The following is a 20,807-nucleotide window of genomic DNA, read 5'->3' as shown; positions in this document are numbered from 1 at the left end:
ACGATCCCACTCTCCGCACTCATATTAAGTCCATAACGTGGATTAAATCGGAGGACCGCCTCATGAACGCCTACACGCCCACCCCGCAGGACCGCTTCACCTTCGGCCTGTGGACGGTCGGATGGCAGGCCCGCGACCCGTTCGGCGACGCCACCCGCGCCGCGCTCGACCCGGTGGAGTCGGTCCACAGGCTCGCCGAGCTCGGCGCGTACGGCGTGACCTTCCACGACGACGACCTGCTGGCCGTCGAGCCCGACCGGGACAAGGCGATCGAGCGGTTCAAGGGGGCGCTGGCCGAGACCGGGCTCAAGGTCCCGATGGCCACCACCAACCTGTTCACCCACCCGGTCTTCAAGGACGGCGCGTTCACCAGCAACGACCGCGACGTCCGGCGCTACGCGCTGCGCAAGGTCATCCGCAACATCGACCTGGCCGCCGAGCTGGGCGCGACCACCTACGTCTGCTGGGGCGGCCGGGAGGGCGCCGAGTCCGACGCCGCCAAGGACGTCAAGGCCGCGCTCGACCGTTACAAGGAGGGGCTCGACCTGCTGACCTCCTATGTGATCGACAAGGGCTACGACATCCGGTTCGCCCTGGAGCCCAAGCCGAACGAGCCGCGCGGCGACATCCTGCTGCCGACCGTCGGCCACGCGCTGGCCTTCATCAACGAGCTGGAGCACCCCGAGCGGGTCGGCCTCAACCCCGAGGTGGGCCATGAGCAGATGGCCGGGCTCAACTTCGTGCACGGCATCGCCCAGGCCCTGTGGCACGGCAAGCTCTTCCACATCGACCTCAACGGCCAGCACGGTCCCAAGTACGACCAGGACCTGATCTTCGGCCACGGCGACGTCAAGAGCGCGTTCTTCCTGGTCGACCTGCTGGAGAACGGCGGCTACGACGGCCCCCGGCACTTCGACTACAAGCCGCTGCGCACCGACGACGCCGCCGACGTGTGGGAGTCGGCCGCCGCCAACATGCGCACCTACCTGATCCTGAAGGAGAAGTCGAAGGCCTTCCGCGCCGACCCCGAGGTCCGGGAGGCGCTGGCCGCCAGCCGGGTCGACGAGCTGGCCCAGCCCACGCTGGCCCCCGGCGAGACCGTCGAGGACCTGGCCCGCGACGACTTCGACCTCGACGCCGCCGCCGAGCGCGGTTTCCACTTCACGCGCCTGAACCAGCTCGCCCTGGAGCACCTGCTCGGAGTGCGCGGATGACGCTCGTGGCCGGGGTGGACTCCTCCACCCAGAGCTGCAAGGTCGTGATCAGGGACGCCGGGACCGGCGCCCTGGTCCGCCAGGGCCGGGCGGCCCATCCGGACGGCACCGAGGTCGATCCGGAGGCCTGGTGGACGGCGCTGTCGGAGGCGATCGAGCAGGCCGGCGGGCTGGACGACGTCGCGGCGGTGAGCGTGGCGGCGCAGCAGCACGGCATGGTCTGCCTCGACGAGTCCGGAAAAGTCGTGAGAAAGGCGTTGCTCTGGAACGACACCCGGTCGGCGCGCGCCGCCGTGGACCTGGTGGAGGAACTGGGCGGGCCGGCGAAGTGGGCCGAGGCGGTCGGCAGCGTGCCGGTCGCGTCGTTCACGGTGAGCAAGCTGCGCTGGCTGGCCGAGCACGAGCCGGACAGCGCCCGCCGTACCGCCTCGGTGTGCCTGCCGCACGACTGGCTGACGTGGCGGCTGGGCGGCGCGGCCGGGGAGCTCGTCACCGACCGCGGTGACGCGTCCGGAACCGGTTACTGGTCCCCCGCGACCGGGGAGTACCGGACCGACCTGCTCCGGGCCGCCTTCGGTTCCGTCCCGCAGCTCCCCAGGGTGCTGGACCCCCGGGACGGCGCGGGCGAGGTCCGCCTCGCCCGCGACCCCGGTCCGGGCGCACGGCTCGCGCCCGGCACCGGGGACAACATGGCCGCGGCCCTCGGGGTGGGGGCGCTGCCCGGGGACGTGGTGGTCTCGATCGGGACCTCCGGTACGGCGTTCGCGGTCGCGCGGACCCCGAGCGCGGACCCCACCGGGATCGTGGCCGGGTTCGCCGACGCGACCGGGCGGTTCCTGCCGCTGGTGTGCACGCTCAACGCGGCCCGGGTGCTCGACGCCGCCGCGCGGATGCTCGGCGTCGGCCTCGACCGGCTGGACGAGCTGGCCCTGTCCGCGCCCTCGGGGGCGGGCGGCCTGGTCTGCGTGCCCTACCTGGAGGGGGAGCGGACCCCGAACCTGCCCGACGCGACCGGGTCGCTGCACGGCCTGACCCTGGGCACCTCGACCCCGGCCCATCTGGCCAGGGCGGCGGTCGAGGGCATGCTCTGCCATCTGGCGGACGCCTTCGACGCGCTGGGGATCGACCCGGCCAGGGTGCTGCTGATCGGCGGCGGGGCCAGGTCGAAGGCCGTACGGCGGATCGCCCCGGCCGTCTTCGGCCGGCCGGTGGTCGTGCCCACGCCCGGGGAGTACGTCGCCGACGGGGCGGCGCGCCAGGCGGCCTGGCTGCTGGCCGGGAGCGAGGAGCCGCCCACCTGGCCGGCGGGCGGGACCGAGGTCTACGAGGCCGACCCCGCCCCTTCCGTGAGGGCCCGCTACGCCGAGGTCCGCGGCCTGAGCTGATCCTCCGATGCCGTGCCGGATCCCGCGCCCGCCGTACCGGCGTGAGGGGGAGTGCGGGGTCCGGCCGCTCCCCGCCGGCCGGGGTCTCGCGGGTGGGATCTCAGGGACGGGTCAGGGTCGGGCCAGGGGCCGTTCCCGATGTTCGTGGGGGTGCTCCGGGGACAGTGTGGGGACATGCTCCGGTTGAAGATGTTCTACCCCCTGATCGCCTGCGTGGGCATCCTGATGGCGGCCGTCGCGGCGGTGGTGGGGCAGATCGACCCCGACCCCTATCTGGACCCGCTGAACCTGACGATCAGCGAGTACGCCGTGCTGGACCGCGGCGGCGCGACCGAGTTCTCCATGCTGTCGCTGGGGATCGCCTCGTTCGCGCTGGTCGCGGGCCTGCGCACGGCGAAGGCGCCGGTGGGGGCGCTCGCGGAGCGGCTGATGCTGGTGTGGAGCGGGGCGCTGGTGCTCATCGCGCTCGTGCCGACCACCGCGCCGGGGCTGGCGCTGGACACGGGCGCGCAGGTGCACCGTTACGTGTCGATCATGGCGTTCGTCGCGATGCCCGTGGCGGGGGCGCTGATGGTGGGGCGCTTCGCCGAGGACGAGCGGTGGCGGGCGGTGGCCCGGCCGGTGGAGTGGCTCTCGCTGGCCGGCGGGTTCGGGGTGCTGGCGATCACCTATGTGGCGCTGCCCGGGGACCGGGTGCTGATCGGTCTGGTCGAGCGGGTGCTGCTGGGCGCCGAGGTCGCGCTCGTCGGCCTGCTGGCCGTACGGCTCCTCCAGCTGACCTGGGTCCGCAGCACGCGTGCCGCTCAGGTCACTCTGGGATGACTTGTCACCTTACATGACTGTTTCCTGACTTATCACAAATAGGACAAAGTAACAGGACAGGTCAGTGCTATCCTCGTCGGCGATCTAGCGATCGCCCGGAGGGGTCCCCTCCTCTGGCGCTCCCAGACCGAGCCGTCGAGGTGACATGGCATCGAGCAGGTCCATCCGGTTCAAGGTCTCGGCGCTCCTGGTCGTCCCCCTCACCTCCCTGGTGGCGCTGTGGGGCTTCGCGGCCACCACGACGGTGGGCGACGCGGTCGGCATGCTCAACGTCAGCGCGCTCCACGACGGCGTCATCAAACCCGGTGACGCGCTCCTCATCGCCCTGCAGCGCGAACACCTCATGTCGGCCGAGTATCTGGCCAGCCGCTCGGACGCCGACCGCGCGACGCTCGCCAGCCAGCGCACGACGACCGACCAGGCCCGGGAGAGGCTCCGCGAGGACTCGGCGGAGGAGTCCACGCAGTCGGCTCTGACCCCGGAGATGAAGGTCCTCTTCGACGCGCTGGTGACCCGCGTCGGTCAGCTCGACGCGACCCGGGCCAAGATCGACGAGGGCCGCATCGAGATCGCCGACCTCCCCCGGGAGTTCGCGCCGGTGCCCGACGTGTTCCGGCGGCTCGTCTCCATCATGGCGATCGACAACGATCCCGAGACGCAGGCCGTGATCGACATCGGCTACTCCAAGGACTTCCTGACCCGCCAGCGCGCGATCGCCGCCGGGGCGACGGCCCAGGAGCGGCCGCTGTCCCCCCGCGAGCTGCAGCTGTTCAGGGAGTTCTCCACCACCCGGAACTTCCTGCTGAACCAGGCCATGGCCGACATGCAGGCGGAGCTGGGCGACCCCTTCACCGAGGTGGTGGGCTCGCCGGTGTACACCCGCTTCACCGCCATGGAGGAGCGCCTGCTGGCCGGTGAGGCCGTACGGCACGCGGCCTGGCGGAGCGTCGCCGACGACCTGGAGGCCGCCATCCAGGTGAACATCAGCAAGGCGACCGTGATCCTGACCGACCGGGCGGTGCCCCCGGCCGTCACCATCTTCGTCAGGGCCGGAGCCGCAGGCGCCCTGGGCCTGGTGGCGGTGATCGTGTCGCTGGCCGTCTCCTACCGGATGGGCCGCGGGCTCACCCGCGAGCTGGCCGGGGTGCGGCAGGCGGCCGTGGAGATGGCCGAGACGCGCCTGCCCCGGATCATGGAGCGGCTGCGGCGCGGCCAGGACGTGGACGTGGCGGCGGAGGTGCCCGGGATCGAGCGGCTGGGCAGCACCGCAGAGGTGCACGCCGTGGCCGCCGCCTTCGACAGCGTCGGGCGCCGCGCGGTGGACGCGGCCGTGGAGCAGGCCCGGCTCCGCGACGGCGTCGCCCACGCCTTCCGCAACCTCGCCCGGCGCAAGCAGGGCCTGCTGCAACGCCAGCTCAAGCTGCTGGACGGCATGCAGAAGCAGACCGAGGACCCGCAGGCGCTGGAGAACCTGTTCGTCCTGGACCACCTCACGACCCGCATGCGCCGCCACGCCGAGGGCCTGGTGATCCTGTCCGGCGGCGCGGTCGGCCGCCGGTGGCGTTCGGCGGTCCCGATGGAGGACGTGCTGCGCGGCGCGGCCGCCCAGGTCGAGGACTACGCCCGGGTGCGGATCTACCCGATGCCCGACGGCACGCTGGTCGGCGGCGCGGTGGCCGACATGATGCACCTGTTCGCCGAGATCATCGAGAACGCGACGGTCTTCTCCCCGCCCGGCGCCGAGGTGTCGGTCCGCGGCGAGCGCGTGGGCCGGGGCTTCGCGGTCGAGATCGAGGACCGGGGCCTGGGCCTGCCGCAGGACAAGCGCGACGCGATCAACGCGAGGCTGGCCAGCCCGCCGGAGTTCGACCCGGCGGAGACCGATCGACTGGGCTTCTCGGTGGTCGGCCTGCTGGCCGCCAGGCACGGGGTCAAGGTCGTGCTGCGCCCCTCGCCGTACGGCGGGACCGGGGTGGTCATCCTGATCCCCGAGCCCCTGCTGGGCGTGCCGGAGCCGGTGCTGACGGGAGCGGGCGAGCCGCACTTCGGGCACTTCGGATCGGGCGCGGCCGCCGAGCCCGTCCGGAGCGTCGCCCCCGACGACCTGTCCGGGCTGCCCGGACTGGCCGCGCAGATCCCGGCGGCCCGGGCGCACTCCGAGCTGGACGAGCGCAGGACGCCGCAGCGGCGCAACGGCGGGCTGCCCCGCCGGGTGCGCCAGGCGAACCTCGCGCCGAGCCTGCGCCAGGAGCCCGGACGGGTCCCGGCCGACGAGACCACGCACGAGAGCCCGCAGAAGGCGGAGAGGTCGCCGGAAGAGGCGAGGGCGTTGCTGAGCTCGCTGCAGTCGGGATGGCGGCGTGGGCGGTCGGAAAGCGAACACACTGGTGGGGAAGGGGCTTGACCACGTGCCGGGTGAGCTGTATTGGCTTTTGGATGACTTCGTCACGAGCGTGGCGGACGTCTCGCACGCGCTGATCCTGTCCAACGACGGGCTGATGATGGCGTCGTCGCGCGGGCTCAGCAAGGAGGACGCCGACCATCTGTCGGCCGTGGCCTCGGGCTTCCAGAGCCTGGCCAAGGGCACGAGCCTGCAGTTCGGCGGCGGCAGCGTACGGCAGACGATGGTGGAGATGGACTCCGCCTTCCTGTTCGTCACCTCGGCCGGTCAGGGCAGCTGCCTGTGCGTCATGACGAGCGGGGCCGCCGACGTCGGCCTGATCGCATATGAGATGGCCCGCCTGGTCAGCCGGGTCGGGCAGCACCTGGCCACCGGACCACGGACGGCGGGACAATGAGCGACGAAATCGAGTGGATAGACGAGGAGGCGGGCCCGGTGGTCCGCCCCTACGCCATGACCGGCGGCCGGACCAGGCCGTCCTCGACGGCCTTCGACCTGCTGTCGATGGTGGTGGCCACCGGCGCCACCATCTCGCCCCGGGCGAACCTGGGCTCGCAGCACCGCCGGCTGCTCGGCGTGGTCGGGCGGGCCCGCCCGATCGTGGAGATCGCCTCCGAGGTCGAGCTGCCGGTCGGCGTGATCAGAGTGCTGCTGGGCGACCTGCTGGACCAGGGCCTGATCCTGGTCAGGCAGCCGGTGACGGCCGCCTCCTCGCCCGCGCAGAGCCTCCTGCAGGAGGTCATCAACGGCCTGCGCGCCCTGTAGGGCGCGGCGGGCGGCTCCCGTCCGGGGGATCGGAAGCCGCCGCCCACTTGCCTCAGGAGCGCGTCAGGAGGAGGACTGGCTCGCGGTCAGCACCTTGAGCGAGTGCTCCACGAGCGTGATCAGCACGGTCTTGGCCGAGGCGCGGCGCCGTACGTCGCACAACAGCACCGGTACGTCCGGGTCGAGGTCGAGAGCCGAGCGCACGTCCTCGGCGTCGTAACGGTCCGCGCCGTCGAAGCAGTTGACCGCCACGATGAACGGCGTGCCCCGCTGCTCGAAATAGTCGATCGAGGGGAAGCAGTCGGTCAGCCGCCGGGTGTCGGCCAGCACGACCGCGCCCAGCGCGCCGTACGACAGCTCGTCCCACATGAACCAGAACCGCTCCTGGCCGGGCGTGCCGAACAGGTAGACGACCAGGCCCTCCCGGATGGTGATGCGGCCGAAGTCCATCGCCACCGTGGTCGTCGTCTTGCCCTCCACGCCCTCGACGTCGTCGATGCCGATGCCGCGGTCGGACAGCACCTCCTCGGTGCGCAGGGGGCGGATCTCGCTGATCGCACCGACGAGCGTGGTCTTGCCCACACCGAAGCCGCCCGCGATGAGAATCTTGAGCGCGACGGGCTCGTCAGAGGGCTCGAAGTCCATTGATCACTTCCTTGAGAATGCGCTCACTCGCCGAGGCGCGTCCGATGGAGATGAGGCCGTGGTCCTGCAGGTCGCCGAGGAGGACGCGGACCACGCCCAGCGGCAGGTCCAGCTCCGAGGCGACGTCGGCGACCGAGGTCGCCCCGGTGACCAGGGTGAGGATCCGTTCCTGCTCCGGCCCGGGGACGAAGCCGCCGGACGGCGCGGCCCCGGTCGCGGTGACCAGGGCTACCAGGTCCAGGGCGTCACCGGAGGACCGGGTCCGGCCTCCGATGAGCGCGTAGGGCCGGACGACCGGTCCGGCCTCCTCATCCATCCAGCGGGTCATGACGAGCCTTGGCGTGGATTGGTCGAGAGGTGCTGCCCGACCCGCTTGACCAGCATCGCCATCTCGTAGGCGATGTGGCCGACGTCGGCGTCGGAACTGCTCAGCACGGCCAGGCAGGTTCCCTGCCCGGCGGCCGTGACGAACAGGAAGGCCGATTCCATCTCCACGATGGTCTGGCGGACGTCGCCGCCGCCGAAGTGGCGTCCCGCGCCGCGCGCCAGGCTCTGGAAGCCCGCGGCGACGGCGGACAGGTGCTCGGCGTCCTCGCGGCTGAGGCCCTTGGAGAATCCCATGGCGAGCCCGTCGGTGGACAGGATCACCGCCTGCCGTACCGCGCCCACCCGGCTGATCAGGTCGTCGAGGAGCCAGTTGAGTTCGCCGGTGTTGCTCACTTTTCCGGCCATGTGACCTCCTCTGTAGGACTCATGACCATGATGCCGTTTTCGACGCCCTCGCTGCGCCCGGTCACATGTCCTCCTTTTCGCCTGTCTGATGGGGTGCGAAGTCGTTCGGGTGCTCCGCGCGTCCGCGGCGCGTGCCCTCCTGGAAAGCGGAGAACAGCGCGCGGGCCTGCTCGGGACGGTGGTCGGCCGCCGTCCCGGGATCCCGTTCCGGTCCGGAGGTCTCCTCCGGCTCCCGCTCCGGCCCGGCGGTCTGCTCCTCCGGTCCGGTGGTCTTCTCCGGCTCCGCCGGGGGATCCTGGCGCAGCTGGGGGGCCAGGTTCGCCTGCCGCACGCGACGGGGCAGGGCACGGGGGCGGGTGCTCTCGCCGGCCGGGGACTCCGCCGCCTCCGCGGTCCCGTTCGAGGTCCCGTTCGGAGTCGTCACCTCGGGCACCACGGTGAGGGTCGGCGCGGCCTGGGGCTCCGGGACGTCGCTCCCGGGCGTGTCCGAGGTGCGGGGGACCTTCCTCGTACGGCGCGGCAGGCCGGCTCCCGGCGAGGCCGGGGAACCGTTGCCCGCGGAGTTCCGGGCACGGGTGCCCGCCGGGGCGGCGGAGGGCGCCGGCGCGAGCGCGGCCACCGGGGCCGGCTCCAGCCGGAGCTCCGCGGGCCGCTCGTCGAGGCGCTCGGCGGTGATGGACAGCGGCGAGGGGGTCTCGGCGATCACGCTGCGCGGGATGAGCACGATGGCCGTGGTGCCGCCGAACGGCGAGGAGCGCAGGACCACCCTGATCCCGTGCCGGGCGGCGAGCTGGCCCACCACGAACAGGCCCAGCCGGTCGCTGTCGGCCAGGTCGAACTCGGGCGGGTCGGCCAGCCGCGCGTTGATCTCCGCGTAGTCCACGGTGCCCAGGCCCAGGCCCCGGTCCTCGATCTCGACGGCGAACCCGTTGGCCACCACGTCACCGCGCACCGTCACCATGGTCTGCGGGGGTGAGTAGATCGTGGCGTTCTCGATGAGCTCGGCGACCAGGTGCGTGATGTCGGCGACGGCCTCTCCGTCGAGCAGGACGTCCGACAGCGGCGCCACGTTGACCCGCTTGTAGTCCTCGACCTCGGCGATCGCGGCCCGTACGACGTCGACCACCGGCACGGGCCTGCTCCAGGCGCGGCCGGGCGCGGCGCCGGACAGGATGATGAGTCCTTCCGCGTGGCGGCGCATGCGCGTGGTCAGGTGGTCGAGCTGGAACAGGTCGTCGAGGCTGTCGGGGTCGGTGGCCCGCCGCTGCATGCTGTCGAGCAGAGTGAGCTGGCGGTGGAGCAGACCCTGCTTGCGGCGGGCCAGGTTGACGAAGACCTGGCTGACGCCGCGGCGCAGGTCGGCCTGGCCGACGGCCGCCTCGACCGCGGTGCGCTGCACCGAGCCGAACGCCTGGGCCACGTCGCGGACCTCGGCCGAGCCCTTCACCTCGATGAGCGGGGCGTCGGCGTCGGCGTCCACCTCCTCACCGCGCCGCAGCCGCGTCACCAGGCGCGGCAGCCGTACGTCCGCCAGTTCGAGCGCGGTGGAGCGCAGGCCGGCCAGCTCGTCCGCCAGGCGGCGGCCGAAGCGGACCGAGATCACGATGGACGCGGCCACCGCGATCAGGCCGATGCCCCCGGCCACGGCGATCCGGATCACGATCCCGGTGGACAGGGACCCGGACTGCTCGGCCAGGGCGGTCCCGGAGGCGGCGCCGAGCTGGTCGAGGCGGGTCGTCAGCGGGGTCGCGACCTCCTTCCAGCGCTCGGCCTCGGCGGGCAGGCGGTCGCCCTCGCCCGCGACGACGGCCCGCTCCAGCGCGGTGAACCTGTCGAAGGCGGTGGAGCCGAGGGTCTCGCGGTAGGGCCTGCCGAGCGTGACGTCCAGCGTGGACAGGCCGCGCGTGTGCAGGAAGTCGCGGGCGGCGGCGTACTCGGCGAAGGCGGCGCGCTCCTCGGCGGTCAGGCGCAGGTCGATCAGCGCGCCGCTGATCAGCGCGTTCTCCCTGGCCATCATCTCCCGGGCGTGGCCCATCGACTGCATCGCCGTGGCCTGCTGGAAGATCGTCAGGTCGGGGACGGCGACGAGCTGGTCGTACAGGAGGAACACCGCGTCGAGGATCTGGTTGTAGCGCGTCAGCACGGCCAGCCGGGGGCTCTGCCCGTCGTCGATCCCGGCCCGGACCTGCCCGAGGGTGTCGAGCCGGCTGAGCGTCCACTTCAGGGAGGCGTCGAGTTCCCGGCTCGCCGGCTCGTATCCGGCGACGGCGTCGCGGAAGCGCTCGACCGCCCGGTCGGTGCGCCCGCGCTGCTCGCCGAAGCCGCTGGTGCGGACCCGCGAGGTGATCACCACCGACGACTGGGCGCGCTCGGCCTGCAACTGCGTCCCCAGCTCGGTGGAGGTGACGCCGATCGTGGCGTAGAGCCGGTCGGATCGCAGCAGGGCCGCGCCTTCGCCGACGGTGAGGTTGAGGACGAAGCCCCACAGCGCGCTCAGGGTGAGCAGGGGCAGGAGCAGCAGCAAGAAGATCTTGAACCGAATCGAGCGGTTTCCAGAGCCCATGCCCACTCGTCCCAACCTCTGAGTGTGTGGAGGCTTGCGGCGTTAGGGGATGGAATATGCCTCCGGAAGATCGGACAGAGACTAGCATTGATGGGCTTCCGGCGCAGTGAAGCCCTCACATCTCCTCCGTTCCGTAACTGAACAGACGACTCACCGTTTGTCCTGACACATCATGTGTCGATGAGTTTTCCGGGCTTTCATCCTGTGTTGGCCGGAGGGCCGCGCCGCCATCGTTAGGGTCCGGGGGCTGTGAGCGTCGCCAGCCCCGTCCGGCCGCCCTCCCCCGGGGAGACCGCCCGCGACCCGTTCTTCGACAACGCCAAGTTCCTGGCGATCGCCCTCGTGGTCTCCGGCCACCTGATCGAGGACCTGCGGGACGTGGCGGTCGCCCATGCCGCGTACTTCTACGTCTACGTGTTCCACATGCCGCTGTTCATCGTGCTCAGTGGCTATCTGTCGCGCAACTTCACCTTCTCCTCGGGCAAGGCGCGCAAGCTGATCAGCACGCTGGCCGTGCCGTACGTCATCTTCGAGCTGGCCTACTCCCTCCCCCGGCTGATCATGTACGGCAGGCTCGACGTCAGCCTCCTCGACCCGTACTACCTGACCTGGTTCCTGATGTCGCTGTTCCTGTGGCGGCTGTCCACCCCGGTCTGGCAGCAGCTCAGGTGGCCGCTGGTGGTCGCGGTGGGACTGTCGCTGCTGTCGGGGACGAGCGCCCTGCCGGACGAGCTGTCGATGAACCGCACGCTCGGGCTGCTCCCCTTCTACGTGCTCGGCCTGATGCTGCGGCCCGAGCACTTCGCCCGGCTCAGGCGGCGGGCGGTGCGGGTCGCGGGGGCGGTCACGCTGGCGGCCGGGGCGGTGCTCGCCCTGGCCGTGCACACCGAGGTGCCGACCGAGTGGATCCGCTGGCGGCACGCCAACCAGGCGATCGGGGTGGACGACCTCACCGGCAGCCTGATCCGGCTGGCGATGCTGGCCGCGGGCGCGCTCCTGGTCGCCGCGTTCCTCGCGGCCGTCCCCTCCCGCCGGACGTGGTACTCCGGGCTGGGTGCGGCGACCATGTACGCCTACCTGCTCCACGGCTTCGTGGTGAAGGTCGCCGAGCGCTTCCACGGCGACTGGGCCGAGACCCCCTGGGGAGTGGCCGCGATCGCGGCCGCCGGCGCCGGCCTGGCCGCGGCGCTGTGCACGCCGCCGGTGCGCCGGGTGACCCGCTGGGCGGTCGAGCCCCGGATGAACTGGGCCTTCACCCGCCTGAGGCGTCCGGGCCAGGGGGCCTGACCGTCCCGACGGCGGCTCCGTCCCCCGATCCGGCCCCCGATCGGCGGGCCCTCGCCCCGGCTGCGGCACCGGGGACATCCCCGGCTCGTCTCCCGAGGTGCCGCAGGCGTCCTCCTCCCTAGCGTCGAGCGGGTGGGAAAGCCCGAGTGCGCTCTTTTCGGGCGCGACAGGAGGACAAGGATCATGGCAAGGAAAAGCATCATCGGCGCCCTGCTGTCGGTGGCGGCTTTGACGCTGGCCGGTACGCAGGCTCTGCCCGCCTCCGCCGCCACCGCGTTCGCCGACGCCGGTACCTGCACCTTCAACGCCGGCTCCGGTGAGCTCCGCTACACGGCGGCCGACGGCGTCGACAACGAGGTGGTCATCGAGCTGGAGAACAACAGCATCTTCATCCGGGACGGGGCCGGTGACGTCGTGGTGGGCGCCGGCTGCCTGGCCTCCGGCAACGACGCGCGCCGCCTGGCGGCGACCGTCACCCGCATCCACGTGGCCGCCGGTGACGGCGACGACAGCGTGCGGGTCACCGCTCCCAGGCGGGCGGTCCTGCGGGGCGGCGACGGCGAGGATGACCTCCGCGGCGCCGGTGTGGCCGACGACATCCGCGGCGGCGCTGACAACGACGACCTCCGCGGCGGCGGCGGGAACGACGTCATGTTCGGCAACGGCGGTGACGACGAGATGTTCGGCAACGCCGGGAACGACGAGCTCAACGGCGGAGCCGGGAACGACGACATGAGCGGCGGCGCCGGGAACGACGAGCTCAACGGCAACGGAGGCGCCGATGAGCTCAACGGCAACGCCGGAACCGACGACCTCAACGGCGGCGCGGGTCCCGACACCCTGAACGGCGGCGCCGGAACCGACTCCTGCAACGGCGGAGCCGGCACCGACACCGAGACCAACTGCGAGTAAACCCCGAACGACCCGAGGCTCGCGGCCCCCGAGACGGGGACCGCGAGCCTCGGCACGAGAACCCTTACCGGCCACCGGCCGCCGGAACGACGAGGGCGGTGGCCCGATTTCCTGCTCCCTCTTGACGAGAGGCTAATGACGTACGAGTCTCCTAATTATGTTAGGAGAACCGATTAGGGATAGGAAAGCCGAACGTCACGAGGGTACGAAGGCGGAGATCCTCGAAGCGGCGTGGGAGATCGCCCGTGCCGCGGGTCTCGCGGGGCTGACGTTGCGTGATGTGGCCCACAGAGTGGGGATGCGCCCGCCCTCGCTGTACTCCTACTTCGCCTCCAAGGAGGCCGTCTACGACGCGATGTTCGCCCAGGGGTGCCGCGAGTTCCTGAAGGAGCAGGAGGAGGTCGGGTCCACGGGGGACACGCTGGCGGACCTGAAGGTGATCGCCCGGTCCTTCGTCGGCTTCTGCACCGAGGATCCGACGCGCTACCAGTTGCTGTTCCAGAGGACCATCCCGGGATTCGAACCGTCCGCCGAGGCCTTCGCCATCTCGGTGAAGGGACTGGAGGAGCTCCGGCGGATGCTGGCCGGGATCGGCATCACCGGCCAGGAGTCCCTGGACCTGCTGACCGCGGTCGTGACCGGGCTGACCGACCAGCAGATCTCCAACGACCCCGGAGGAGACCGGTGGATCCGGCTGCTCGATGAGGCCATGGAGATGTACTTCGCCCACATCTCGAAACGTATGAAAGCAGGTGACGGACCATGACCATCACACAGATCCCGCGGATCGAGCACCGTCAGGCGGCGGCCCTGAGCGCCGCCGAGAACGACCGCTTCGTCGATCTCGTCCGTTCGCTGGAGCCCGGGGACTGGTCCGAACCGACCGACTGCCCCGCCTGGGACGTCCGCGCGCTGGTCGGCCACGTGCTCGGGATGATGGAGCTCACCTGCTCGGTCCGGGAGTTCTCCCACGTCGGCCGCGCGGGGAGCAAGGCCGCGGCCGGCCGGCCCGTCATCGACGGCATGACCGAGGTCCAGGTCGCCGAGCGCGCCCACCTGACCCACGGCGAACTGGTCGACCGGCTCACCGCCGCGGCCCCCCGAGCCTCCCGCGCCCGCCGCAGGCTGCCCGCGCCGCTGCGGCGGATCGCGATGTCGCAGGAGTTCGACGGGGCCAGGGAGAAGTGGCGGCTGGGCTATCTGTTCGATGTGATCCTCACCCGCGACACCTGGATGCACCGCGTCGACGTCTCCCGCGCGACCGGGCGCGAGATGGTCCTCACCGCCGAGCACGACGGCCGCATCGTGGCCGACGTCGTCGAGGAATGGGCGCGTCGTCACGGCCGGCCGTACGTCCTGACGCTGCACGGCCCGGCGGGAGGCGACTTCAGCGGCGGTGACGGCGGCGAGGAGATCTCCCTCGACGCGGTGGAGTTCTGCCGGATCCTGTCCGGCCGCGGCACCGGCACCGGGCTGCTGGGCCGGCAGGTTCCCTTCTAGAGAGACCGGTCATCCGGTCGGCGTCGCGGGAAGCCGGCGCGATGTGCGAGATCGCCCGCCGGGCGGTCCCGGGACAGGCCGGTCACCGTACGGCCCGCGCCCGCGCTTCAGCCGCCCACCGCACTCCGGCCGCCGTACTCAGATCATCACGTGGGCCTCGGGGTGGCCGACGAAGGAGAACTGGGCGCCTCGGGTCAGCTTGTGGTCGTCGGGCTGCCAGGTGTGCATCGCCGGGTCGCCGCTGCGCCAGTAGACGAAGTTGAACCGGTCGGCGGAGTAGATCTTGACGCGGTCTTCCTTCAGGCGCTTGACCAGGCGGGTGTCCTCGCCGCGGGTGACGTCCTCGAAGCCGTAGTGGCGGAACATGTCGGCCTTGCCGAGGAACGTGCCGCCCTGGACCAGCCAGGCGTAGCGGTGCTCCAGGCCCGGCATGCGCAGCATCGTGGTGTTGCGGCTCTCGAAGTAGGCGTAGTGCGCGCCCTTGCCCACCAGCTCGGCCTCGGAGTAGTCGAAGGCGCGGACCAGGTCGGACAGGTAGTGCGCGCCGTAGAGGTTGTCGTCGTCCATCTTGGCGATCAGCTCGCCCTCGGCCGCCGCGATGCCCGTGTTCATGCACGCGCCGAGCGACATCGACGGGTCGGCGGGGAGCACCACCACGTCGGAGATCCCGGCCATGCGGGCCTTGTCGGCCACGACCACCGGGTCGATGTCCAGGCCGTGCAGGACCATCACCAGCTGCAGCGGCCGGTGGATCTGCCGGGCCACCGAGGAGATGGCGTGCTCGATCTGGGAGGCGCGGTTGGTCGGCAGCACCACCGAGACCGACCGGGTCCGCGGCGTGACGGGCTTGCCGAGGAGCTGGAGGATCTGGTCCACGCGGTGGGAGAACAGGTGCTTGTCGAAGACCTCGCGCATGGCGAGGTGGCCCTGGCGGGCGCGGAGCTCGGGGCTGTTGATCAGGTGCAGGACCTGGTTGTAGGACTCCAGCTCGTCGTGGGCGATCGGGATCAGGTCCCCGAAGGTCTCCTCGATGGCGCGGGACCAGCCGGAGACCACCGAGGTCGAGCAGGCCGACAGCTCGAAGACGCGGCGGGCGCACATGGTCGGCGAGTCGAGCACCGAGTTCACGTTGAGGAAGACCTTGTACATCTTGTACGCGGCCAGCATCCGGTCGTAGGGCAGCTCGCCCACGATGTGCGGGACGTACTTCTCCGGCCAGGCGTACTTGGCGTCCACGGTCCCGTTGCGGGCGAAGATGTGCAGGCCGAGCTCGCGGATCGGGTTGAGGACGGTCTCCATCTGCTCGCGGCGCTCGGGGTGCTTGTCCCGGAAGTACATGCCCGCGAAGACGACGTCGTGCAGGCGCCCCTGCCTGTCCTGGATCGGGTTGTGCACCCGGGGCTGGGCCGCGAACTGCAGGACGTCGACCCGATCGTGTCCCAATATTTCGCGATATTTCGGCACCATGTCGCCGTCGCACGTGAACACGTAGTCGAACAGCTTGGCCGTGTCGATGAAGAAGTCGAAGTTGGGCGGGTCCTCCTTGTTCCAGAAGACCGTCGGGATGCCCTCCTCCCGGCACCAGTCGATCAGCGCGCGCAGCTCGGGCTTGGGCGCGTTGGTCCCGGTCATCTGATAGCGCCAGCGGCCCTGGTTGCCGTGCCAGGCCGACTCCACGAACAGCAGCTCCGGCCGGCGCTCGGCGAAGATCTCCGGCCAGTCGCGCAGCCCGAACTCGATCTGGTCCCACTCGTACTTGAACGCCATCCGCGAGAAGTCGTCCAGGATGACCGCGACCTTCATGTCCGGCCGCACGATCGGCCCGGACGGCCACTTCACCTGGGGCACGTCCGCGACCGGGCCGCGGTCGTCCAGCTCCGCGACGACCTCCGCCACCGGCCGCGGCGCCTTGGGCCCCTTGCGGGGCTTCATCGCGGCCTTGAGCTTGCCGGGCAGCTGCACCATCCCCGGACCCCGGGAGCCGGTCAGCGCCTCGGCCACCCGGTAGGGCCGCTGGGCCTTGGTCGACTCCAGCTTCCACTGGGCGTAGTCCGCACGCGCCTCGGCGATGGCCAGACGGCGCTCCAGGTCCCGCACGCGCTCCTCGAAGCGCTCGATGACCTTGCGCTCCTCGGGCAGCCAGTTGACCGGCCCGAGCCGTCGGAACGCCGGCTCTTCAGGGGTCTCTTCGCTCGCGGGGGAAGTCATGGGAATCGCCTTCGTCCGGGGTCGTGCCAGGGTACGGCCTGCGCCGCACTGAAAAGGTGCTTTTACAGGGATTTGGGCGGTACGGCCTGCGACGCCGGAGAGAGGTTCTCCCCGGCGAGCCAGGACGCGATCACCCGGGCGATCCGGGGACCGGCCTTGCCGTCCCAGAGCGGGGGCAGCTCGCCCGAGGGCGTGGTCGCGCCGTCGGCCAGGGCCTTGTCCGCGGCGGCCGGCAGCAGCGCCGGGGTCACCAGGCGGTTGGTGCCGTGGGTGACCGTGATCGGCCGCTCGGTGTTGGGGCGGACGGTCAGGCAGGGCACGCCCAGCATGGTCGTCTCCTCCTGCACGCCGCCGGAGTCGGTGACGACCAGGGTCGCGCCCCGCACCAGCGACAGGAAGTCGACGTAGCCCAGCGGGTCGACGATCAGCAGGTTCCCGCCGGTGACCAGCCCGGCCGCGGCCAGGCGCTCGCGGCCGCGCGGGTGGATCGGGACCACGATCGGCAGGCGCTCGCTCACCTGCAGGACGGCGTCGACCAGTTCCCCGGCGGCGGCGGGGTCGTCGACGTTGGCCGGGCGGTGCAGGGTCGCCACGCCGTACCGTCCGGGCAGCCCGAGGCGCTCGCGCACCGGGGCCGGGTCGAGGCGGTCGAGCGCGGAGAACAGGCTGTCGATCATCGGGTTGCCGACGAGGTGGACGCGCGCGGGGTCCACGCCCTCGTTCGCCAGGTGGGACAGGGCGTCCGGGGAGGTGGCGAACAGGATGTCGGACAGGGCGTCGGTGACGACCCGGTTGACCTCCTCGGGCATGCCCCGGTCGAACGAGCGCAGGCCCGCCTCGACGTGCGCCGTCGGGATCCGGAGCTTGGCGCAGACCAGGATCGCGGCCAGCGTCGAGTTCACGTCGCCGTAGACGACGACCAGCGCGGGATCGTGCTCCAGCACGACGCTTTCCAGGCCGGTGAGCAGCGCCGCCGTCTGCGCGGCGTGCGAGCCGGAGCCCACGCCCAGGTTGGCGATCGGCTCGGGGAGGCCGAGATCGGCGAAGAACACGTCCGACATCAGCGCGTCGTAGTGCTGACCGGTGTGGACGATGCCCTGCCGCACTCCCAGGTCGGCGAGACCGCGCATCACGGGGGCCGCCTTCACGAAGTTCGGGCGGGCGCCCAGCACGTGCAGGACGAGGGGATCGTCGGGGGCCGGCGTCGCCTGCGAAGGGGCGGAGTCCCTCATTGACCTCGCCTTTCATGTGGGAGTGGGGCAAACGTTGCCTATGGTACGGTCACGACCGTGGTACCTGACGCCAGTCCGCCGGAGTCCCCCAAGGTTTCCGCGAAGTCGGCGCGTGCCGGTCTGCGCGGACTTCTCAAGGGGTTCGCCCAGCATCCGATCATCGTTTCCCGAGTCGTCGCGGCCAAGGTCAAGACCGACCCCATGCGCGTCGCGCACGCGGCCGCCGACGCCCTTCCGCCGCGCATGCGCCCCGTCGTGGGCCGGGTCGCCTGGCCCGTCGCGCGCCGGGCCAAGCTCGTCGTGCGCAAGCTCGGCATGCGCATGGTCAAGGGGCCGTGGAACGAGGCGAAGGAGCACTTCGACGCCGGCCGGATGACCGAGGCCGCCGAGGTGCTCAAGGCGCACGGCAAGTACCCGTTCATCAAGCGCAGGGCCGCCTACTACGCCGGTGAGCTGGCCGCCATCCAGCCGAACCCGATCCCGCCCAAGTCCAAGGTGATCGTGGGCGAGCGGGTGCCCGGCCGGATCCTGCACTGCGTCACCAACGCCCTGCCGTACACGCAGGCCGGCTACACCGTGCGCACCCACCGGATCGTCACGGCCCAGAAGGCCCTGGGCCTGGACCCGCACGTCGTCACCAGCTGGGGCTGGCCGATGATGCAGGGCCACGCCGACGCCACGCCGTACGAGGAACTGGAGGGGATCCCCTACCACCGGCTGCTGCCCAGCGGCGAGGTGCCCTTCGAGAGCCGGGGACGGATGATCCGGGGCGCCGGCGAGGTGACCGAGCTGGTCCGGACGCTGCGGCCGCAGGTCCTGCACGCCGCGACCGACCACCGCAACGGCTCGGTGGCGCTGGCCGTGCGCGAGCGGACCGGCACCCCGGTGGTCTACGAGGTCCGCGGCTTCCTGGAGGAGACCTGGGCCTCCCGCGACCCCAAGCGGATCGGCAGCCAGCGGCACGTGCTCCAGCGCGACCGCGAGGCGTTCATCATGCGCTCGGCCGACGCGGTGGTCACGCTCGCCGAGACCATGGCCGCCGAGATCGTCGAGCGCGGCGTGCCCCGCGAAAAGATTTACCTGGCCCCCAACGCGGTGGACGACTCGCTGCTGACCGCCTCCTACGACGGCGCGGCCTTCCGCTCCGCCTACGGCATCGGGGCCGAGGAGATCGTCATGGGCTCGGTGTCCAGCATCGTGGCCTACGAGGGCTTCGCCACCATGATCAGCGCCGCCGCGCTCCTGCGCGACCAGGGCGCCCCGGTCAGGGTGCTGCTCGTCGGGGACGGCGCGGAGCGCCCCGCCCTGCTGGAGCAGGTCGAGGAGCTGGGCCTGGGCGACGTCGCGATCCTGCCCGGCCGGGTGGGTCCCGAGGAGGCCCTGCAGGCCCAGTCGGCGATCGACATCTTCGTCTGCCCCCGCGAGGACCTGCGGGTTTGCCGACTTGTTACGCCATTGAAACCTGTCGAGGCGATGGCGCTCGGCAAGGCCGTGGTGCTCAGCGATCTGCCCGCTCTGGCGGAGCTCGTCGGCTCCGACGGGGCCGGTCTGCTGGTCCCGCCGGGGGACCCCGAGGCGCTCGCCAAGGCGGTCGCCGGACTGCGCGACGACCCGGAACGCCGGGCCCTCATGGGCGAGGCGGGCCGGGCGGAGGTCGCGGCCAAGCGGACCTGGAGCCGGGTGGCGGAGATGTACCGCGGCCTCTATCAGTCGATCGCCGATTGACCGCCAGTGACAATCACGGACAACCTTCACGTTTGCCATGCGTTTGGTTGCATCAGACGTGGCTTGTGTCGAGTTGAGATAACCTTTGCGACCATGAAGTGTTGTTTCCGGCTCCTCAGGGTCTCCCAGTGACCGGCTACGACCTGGCCGTAATCGGTCTCGGGTACGTCGGCATGCCGCTGGCCAAAGAGGCCACCGCGGCGGGTCTGCGCGTCGTCGGGTTCGAGGTCGACCCCCGCAAGGTGGACGCCCTCAACGCCGGCCGCTCCTACATCGACGACCTGACCGACGCCGACCTCGAGCACATGCTGGCCCACGGGTTCAGCGCCACGCTGGACGAGACGGTGCTGTCCCGCAGCCGTACCGTCGTCATCTGCGTCCCGACCCCGCTGGACGAGGACCACCGTCCCGACCTGTCGGCCGTCGAGGGCGCGACCGCCACAGTGGCGCGCAACCTGGCCCCGGGCACGCTGGTGGTCCTGGAGTCCACCACCTGGCCCGGCACCACCGACGAGGTGGCCCGTCCCCTGCTGGAGTCCTCCGGGCTCGCGGCGGGCAAGGACTTCCACCTCGCCTTCTCGCCCGAGCGCATCGACCCGGGCAACCCCAAGTTCGGCCTGCGCAACACGCCGAAGGTGGTCGGCGGCTACACCGCGGCCTGCCGCGACGTGGCCACCGCCTTCTACGCGCAGTTCATCGAGCAGGTCGTGCCGGTCAGCGGCACCCGCGAGGCCGAGATGGCCAAGCTCCTGGAGAACACCTACCGGCACGTCAACATCGCCCTCGTCAACGAGATGGCGATCTTCTGCGACGAGCTCGGCATCAACCTCTGGGAGTCCATCGAGGCGGCGGCCACCAAGCCGTTCGGATTCCAGAAGTTCCTGCCCGGACCGGGCGTCGGCGGCCACTGCATCCCGGTGGACCCCTCCTACCTGTCCTACACGGTGCGCAAGCTGGGCTACCCGTTCCGGTTCGTGGAGCTGGCCCAGGAGATCAACGAGCGGATGCCGTCCTACGTGGTGGCCCGCGCGCAGCGGTTGCTCAACCGGCACAAGAAGGCCGTCAACGGCTCCCGGGTGCTGCTGCTCGGCGTCACCTACAAGCCCGACATCGCCGACGAGCGGGAGACCCCGGCGCTGCCGGTCGCGCGGGCGCTGATGGAGCTCGGCGCCGACCTGGTCTTCGCCGACCCGTACGTCAGAGAGTGGACGGTCGACGGGGTCTCGGTACCGCGTGAGGAGAACCTCGCCAAGGCGGTCGCCGAAGCGGACATCACGCTGCTGCTGCAGCAGCACGCCGCCTTCGACCTGACGACCGTCGAGGACCACGGCACGCTCGTGCTCGACACCCGCGGCGTGCTCGCCGAGGGTGAACGCGTCGAGCGGCTCTAGCGACGGAGGGCTGCGCGCAGTGCAC

At 71.3% G+C, this 20,807-nt stretch carries 18 protein-coding genes; 12 read left to right on the top strand and 6 right to left on the bottom strand.

Annotated features, from left to right (window positions below; genetic code table 11):
• Positions 1 to 62 precede the first annotated feature (62 nt).
• The 6 genes from xylA to Pta02_RS18220 all read left to right on the top strand — a co-directional run bounded on the left by xylA (position 63) and on the right by Pta02_RS18220 (position 6,587).
• Entirely contained in the window at positions 63 to 1,214 is a 1,152-nt protein-coding gene (gene xylA, locus Pta02_RS18245) for a xylose isomerase (RefSeq protein WP_203876059.1), read from the top strand.
• Positions 1,211 to 2,599 (top strand): xylulokinase, encoded by a 1,389-nt coding sequence (gene xylB / locus Pta02_RS18240; protein WP_203876058.1) that lies wholly within the window; start codon positions 1,211 to 1,213, stop codon positions 2,597 to 2,599. Before xylA ends, xylB begins: the two co-directional genes overlap by 4 nt.
• Before the next feature lie 174 nt (positions 2,600 to 2,773).
• Positions 2,774 to 3,421 carry a DUF998 domain-containing protein gene (locus Pta02_RS18235; RefSeq protein WP_203876057.1) on the top strand — a complete coding sequence of 216 codons (648 nt, stop codon included), beginning with the start codon at positions 2,774 to 2,776 and terminating at the stop codon, positions 3,419 to 3,421.
• Between the two features lie 145 nt (positions 3,422 to 3,566).
• Positions 3,567 to 5,825 carry a sensor histidine kinase gene (locus Pta02_RS18230; RefSeq protein WP_203876056.1) on the top strand — a complete coding sequence of 753 codons (2,259 nt, stop codon included), beginning with the start codon at positions 3,567 to 3,569 and terminating at the stop codon, positions 5,823 to 5,825.
• A gap of 4 nt (positions 5,826 to 5,829) precedes the next feature.
• The gene (locus tag Pta02_RS18225) at positions 5,830 to 6,219 is read left to right on the top strand and encodes a roadblock/LC7 domain-containing protein (RefSeq protein ID WP_203876055.1); all 390 of its coding nucleotides are present in this window, start codon (positions 5,830 to 5,832) and stop codon (positions 6,217 to 6,219) included.
• Positions 6,216 to 6,587, top strand: coding sequence for a DUF742 domain-containing protein (locus Pta02_RS18220; protein ID WP_203876054.1), 372 nt, complete (start codon positions 6,216 to 6,218; stop codon positions 6,585 to 6,587). The genes Pta02_RS18225 and Pta02_RS18220 overlap by 4 nt, the downstream gene beginning before the upstream one ends.
• Before the next feature lie 63 nt (positions 6,588 to 6,650).
• On the opposite strand, the gene Pta02_RS18215 is transcribed toward Pta02_RS18220, so the two are convergent.
• From Pta02_RS18215 to Pta02_RS18200, 4 genes are all read right to left on the bottom strand, one after another.
• Complete coding sequence (locus Pta02_RS18215; RefSeq protein WP_203876053.1) at positions 6,651 to 7,232, bottom strand: GTP-binding protein; 582 nt, start codon at positions 7,230 to 7,232, stop codon at positions 6,651 to 6,653.
• Positions 7,213 to 7,560 carry a DUF742 domain-containing protein gene (locus Pta02_RS18210; RefSeq protein WP_203876052.1) on the bottom strand — a complete coding sequence of 116 codons (348 nt, stop codon included), beginning with the start codon at positions 7,558 to 7,560 and terminating at the stop codon, positions 7,213 to 7,215. The genes Pta02_RS18215 and Pta02_RS18210 overlap by 20 nt, the downstream gene beginning before the upstream one ends.
• A complete protein-coding gene (locus Pta02_RS18205; RefSeq protein WP_203876051.1) occupies positions 7,557 to 7,964 on the bottom strand; it encodes a roadblock/LC7 domain-containing protein in 408 nt (135 codons plus the stop codon). The genes Pta02_RS18210 and Pta02_RS18205 overlap by 4 nt, the downstream gene beginning before the upstream one ends.
• A 61-nt stretch (positions 7,965 to 8,025) precedes the next feature.
• A complete protein-coding gene (locus Pta02_RS18200) occupies positions 8,026 to 10,527 on the bottom strand; it encodes a nitrate- and nitrite sensing domain-containing protein (RefSeq protein ID WP_203876050.1) in 2,502 nt (833 codons plus the stop codon).
• Between the two features lie 249 nt (positions 10,528 to 10,776).
• On the opposite strand from Pta02_RS18200, the gene Pta02_RS18195 reads away from it, so the two are divergent.
• The 4 genes from Pta02_RS18195 to Pta02_RS18180 all read left to right on the top strand — a co-directional run bounded on the left by Pta02_RS18195 (position 10,777) and on the right by Pta02_RS18180 (position 14,226).
• Positions 10,777 to 11,814, top strand: a complete 1,038-nt coding sequence (locus Pta02_RS18195; protein WP_203876049.1) for an acyltransferase family protein — start codon at positions 10,777 to 10,779, stop codon at positions 11,812 to 11,814.
• A 183-nt stretch (positions 11,815 to 11,997) separates the two neighbouring features.
• The gene (locus tag Pta02_RS18190; RefSeq protein ID WP_203876048.1) at positions 11,998 to 12,726 is read left to right on the top strand and encodes a calcium-binding protein; all 729 of its coding nucleotides are present in this window, start codon (positions 11,998 to 12,000) and stop codon (positions 12,724 to 12,726) included.
• Positions 12,727 to 12,883: 157 nt separating this feature from the next.
• Complete coding sequence (locus Pta02_RS18185) at positions 12,884 to 13,492, top strand: TetR/AcrR family transcriptional regulator (protein ID WP_203876047.1); 609 nt, start codon at positions 12,884 to 12,886, stop codon at positions 13,490 to 13,492.
• Complete coding sequence (locus Pta02_RS18180) at positions 13,489 to 14,226, top strand: maleylpyruvate isomerase family mycothiol-dependent enzyme (protein ID WP_203876046.1); 738 nt, start codon at positions 13,489 to 13,491, stop codon at positions 14,224 to 14,226. Before Pta02_RS18185 ends, Pta02_RS18180 begins: the two co-directional genes overlap by 4 nt.
• A gap of 138 nt (positions 14,227 to 14,364) precedes the next feature.
• Here Pta02_RS18180 and Pta02_RS18175 read toward each other — a convergent pair whose 3' ends face one another.
• Both Pta02_RS18175 and wecB read right to left on the bottom strand, forming a co-directional pair.
• Positions 14,365 to 16,434, bottom strand: a complete 2,070-nt coding sequence (locus Pta02_RS18175) for a glycosyltransferase family protein (RefSeq protein WP_203876045.1) — start codon at positions 16,432 to 16,434, stop codon at positions 14,365 to 14,367.
• A 62-nt stretch (positions 16,435 to 16,496) separates the two neighbouring features.
• A complete protein-coding gene (wecB, locus tag Pta02_RS18170) occupies positions 16,497 to 17,666 on the bottom strand; it encodes a non-hydrolyzing UDP-N-acetylglucosamine 2-epimerase (protein WP_203876044.1) in 1,170 nt (389 codons plus the stop codon).
• A gap of 57 nt (positions 17,667 to 17,723) precedes the next feature.
• Between wecB and Pta02_RS18165 the strand changes: the two genes are divergently transcribed.
• Together Pta02_RS18165 and Pta02_RS18160 are read left to right on the top strand one after the other, a co-directional pair.
• Entirely contained in the window at positions 17,724 to 19,391 is a 1,668-nt protein-coding gene (locus tag Pta02_RS18165) for a glycosyltransferase family 4 protein (RefSeq protein ID WP_203876043.1), read from the top strand.
• A gap of 128 nt (positions 19,392 to 19,519) precedes the next feature.
• Positions 19,520 to 20,782: a nucleotide sugar dehydrogenase gene (locus tag Pta02_RS18160; RefSeq protein ID WP_203876042.1), complete on the top strand. Its 1,263-nt coding sequence runs from the start codon at positions 19,520 to 19,522 to the stop codon at positions 20,780 to 20,782.
• Positions 20,783 to 20,807: the final 25 nt, after the last annotated feature.

This window comes from Paraplanobispora takensis, from assembly GCF_016863195.1.
Lineage (GTDB): Bacteria > Actinomycetota > Actinomycetes > Streptosporangiales > Streptosporangiaceae > Planobispora > Planobispora takensis.
Note: the sequence above shows the minus strand (reverse complement) of the source record. Positions and strands in the feature narration are given on the sequence as shown.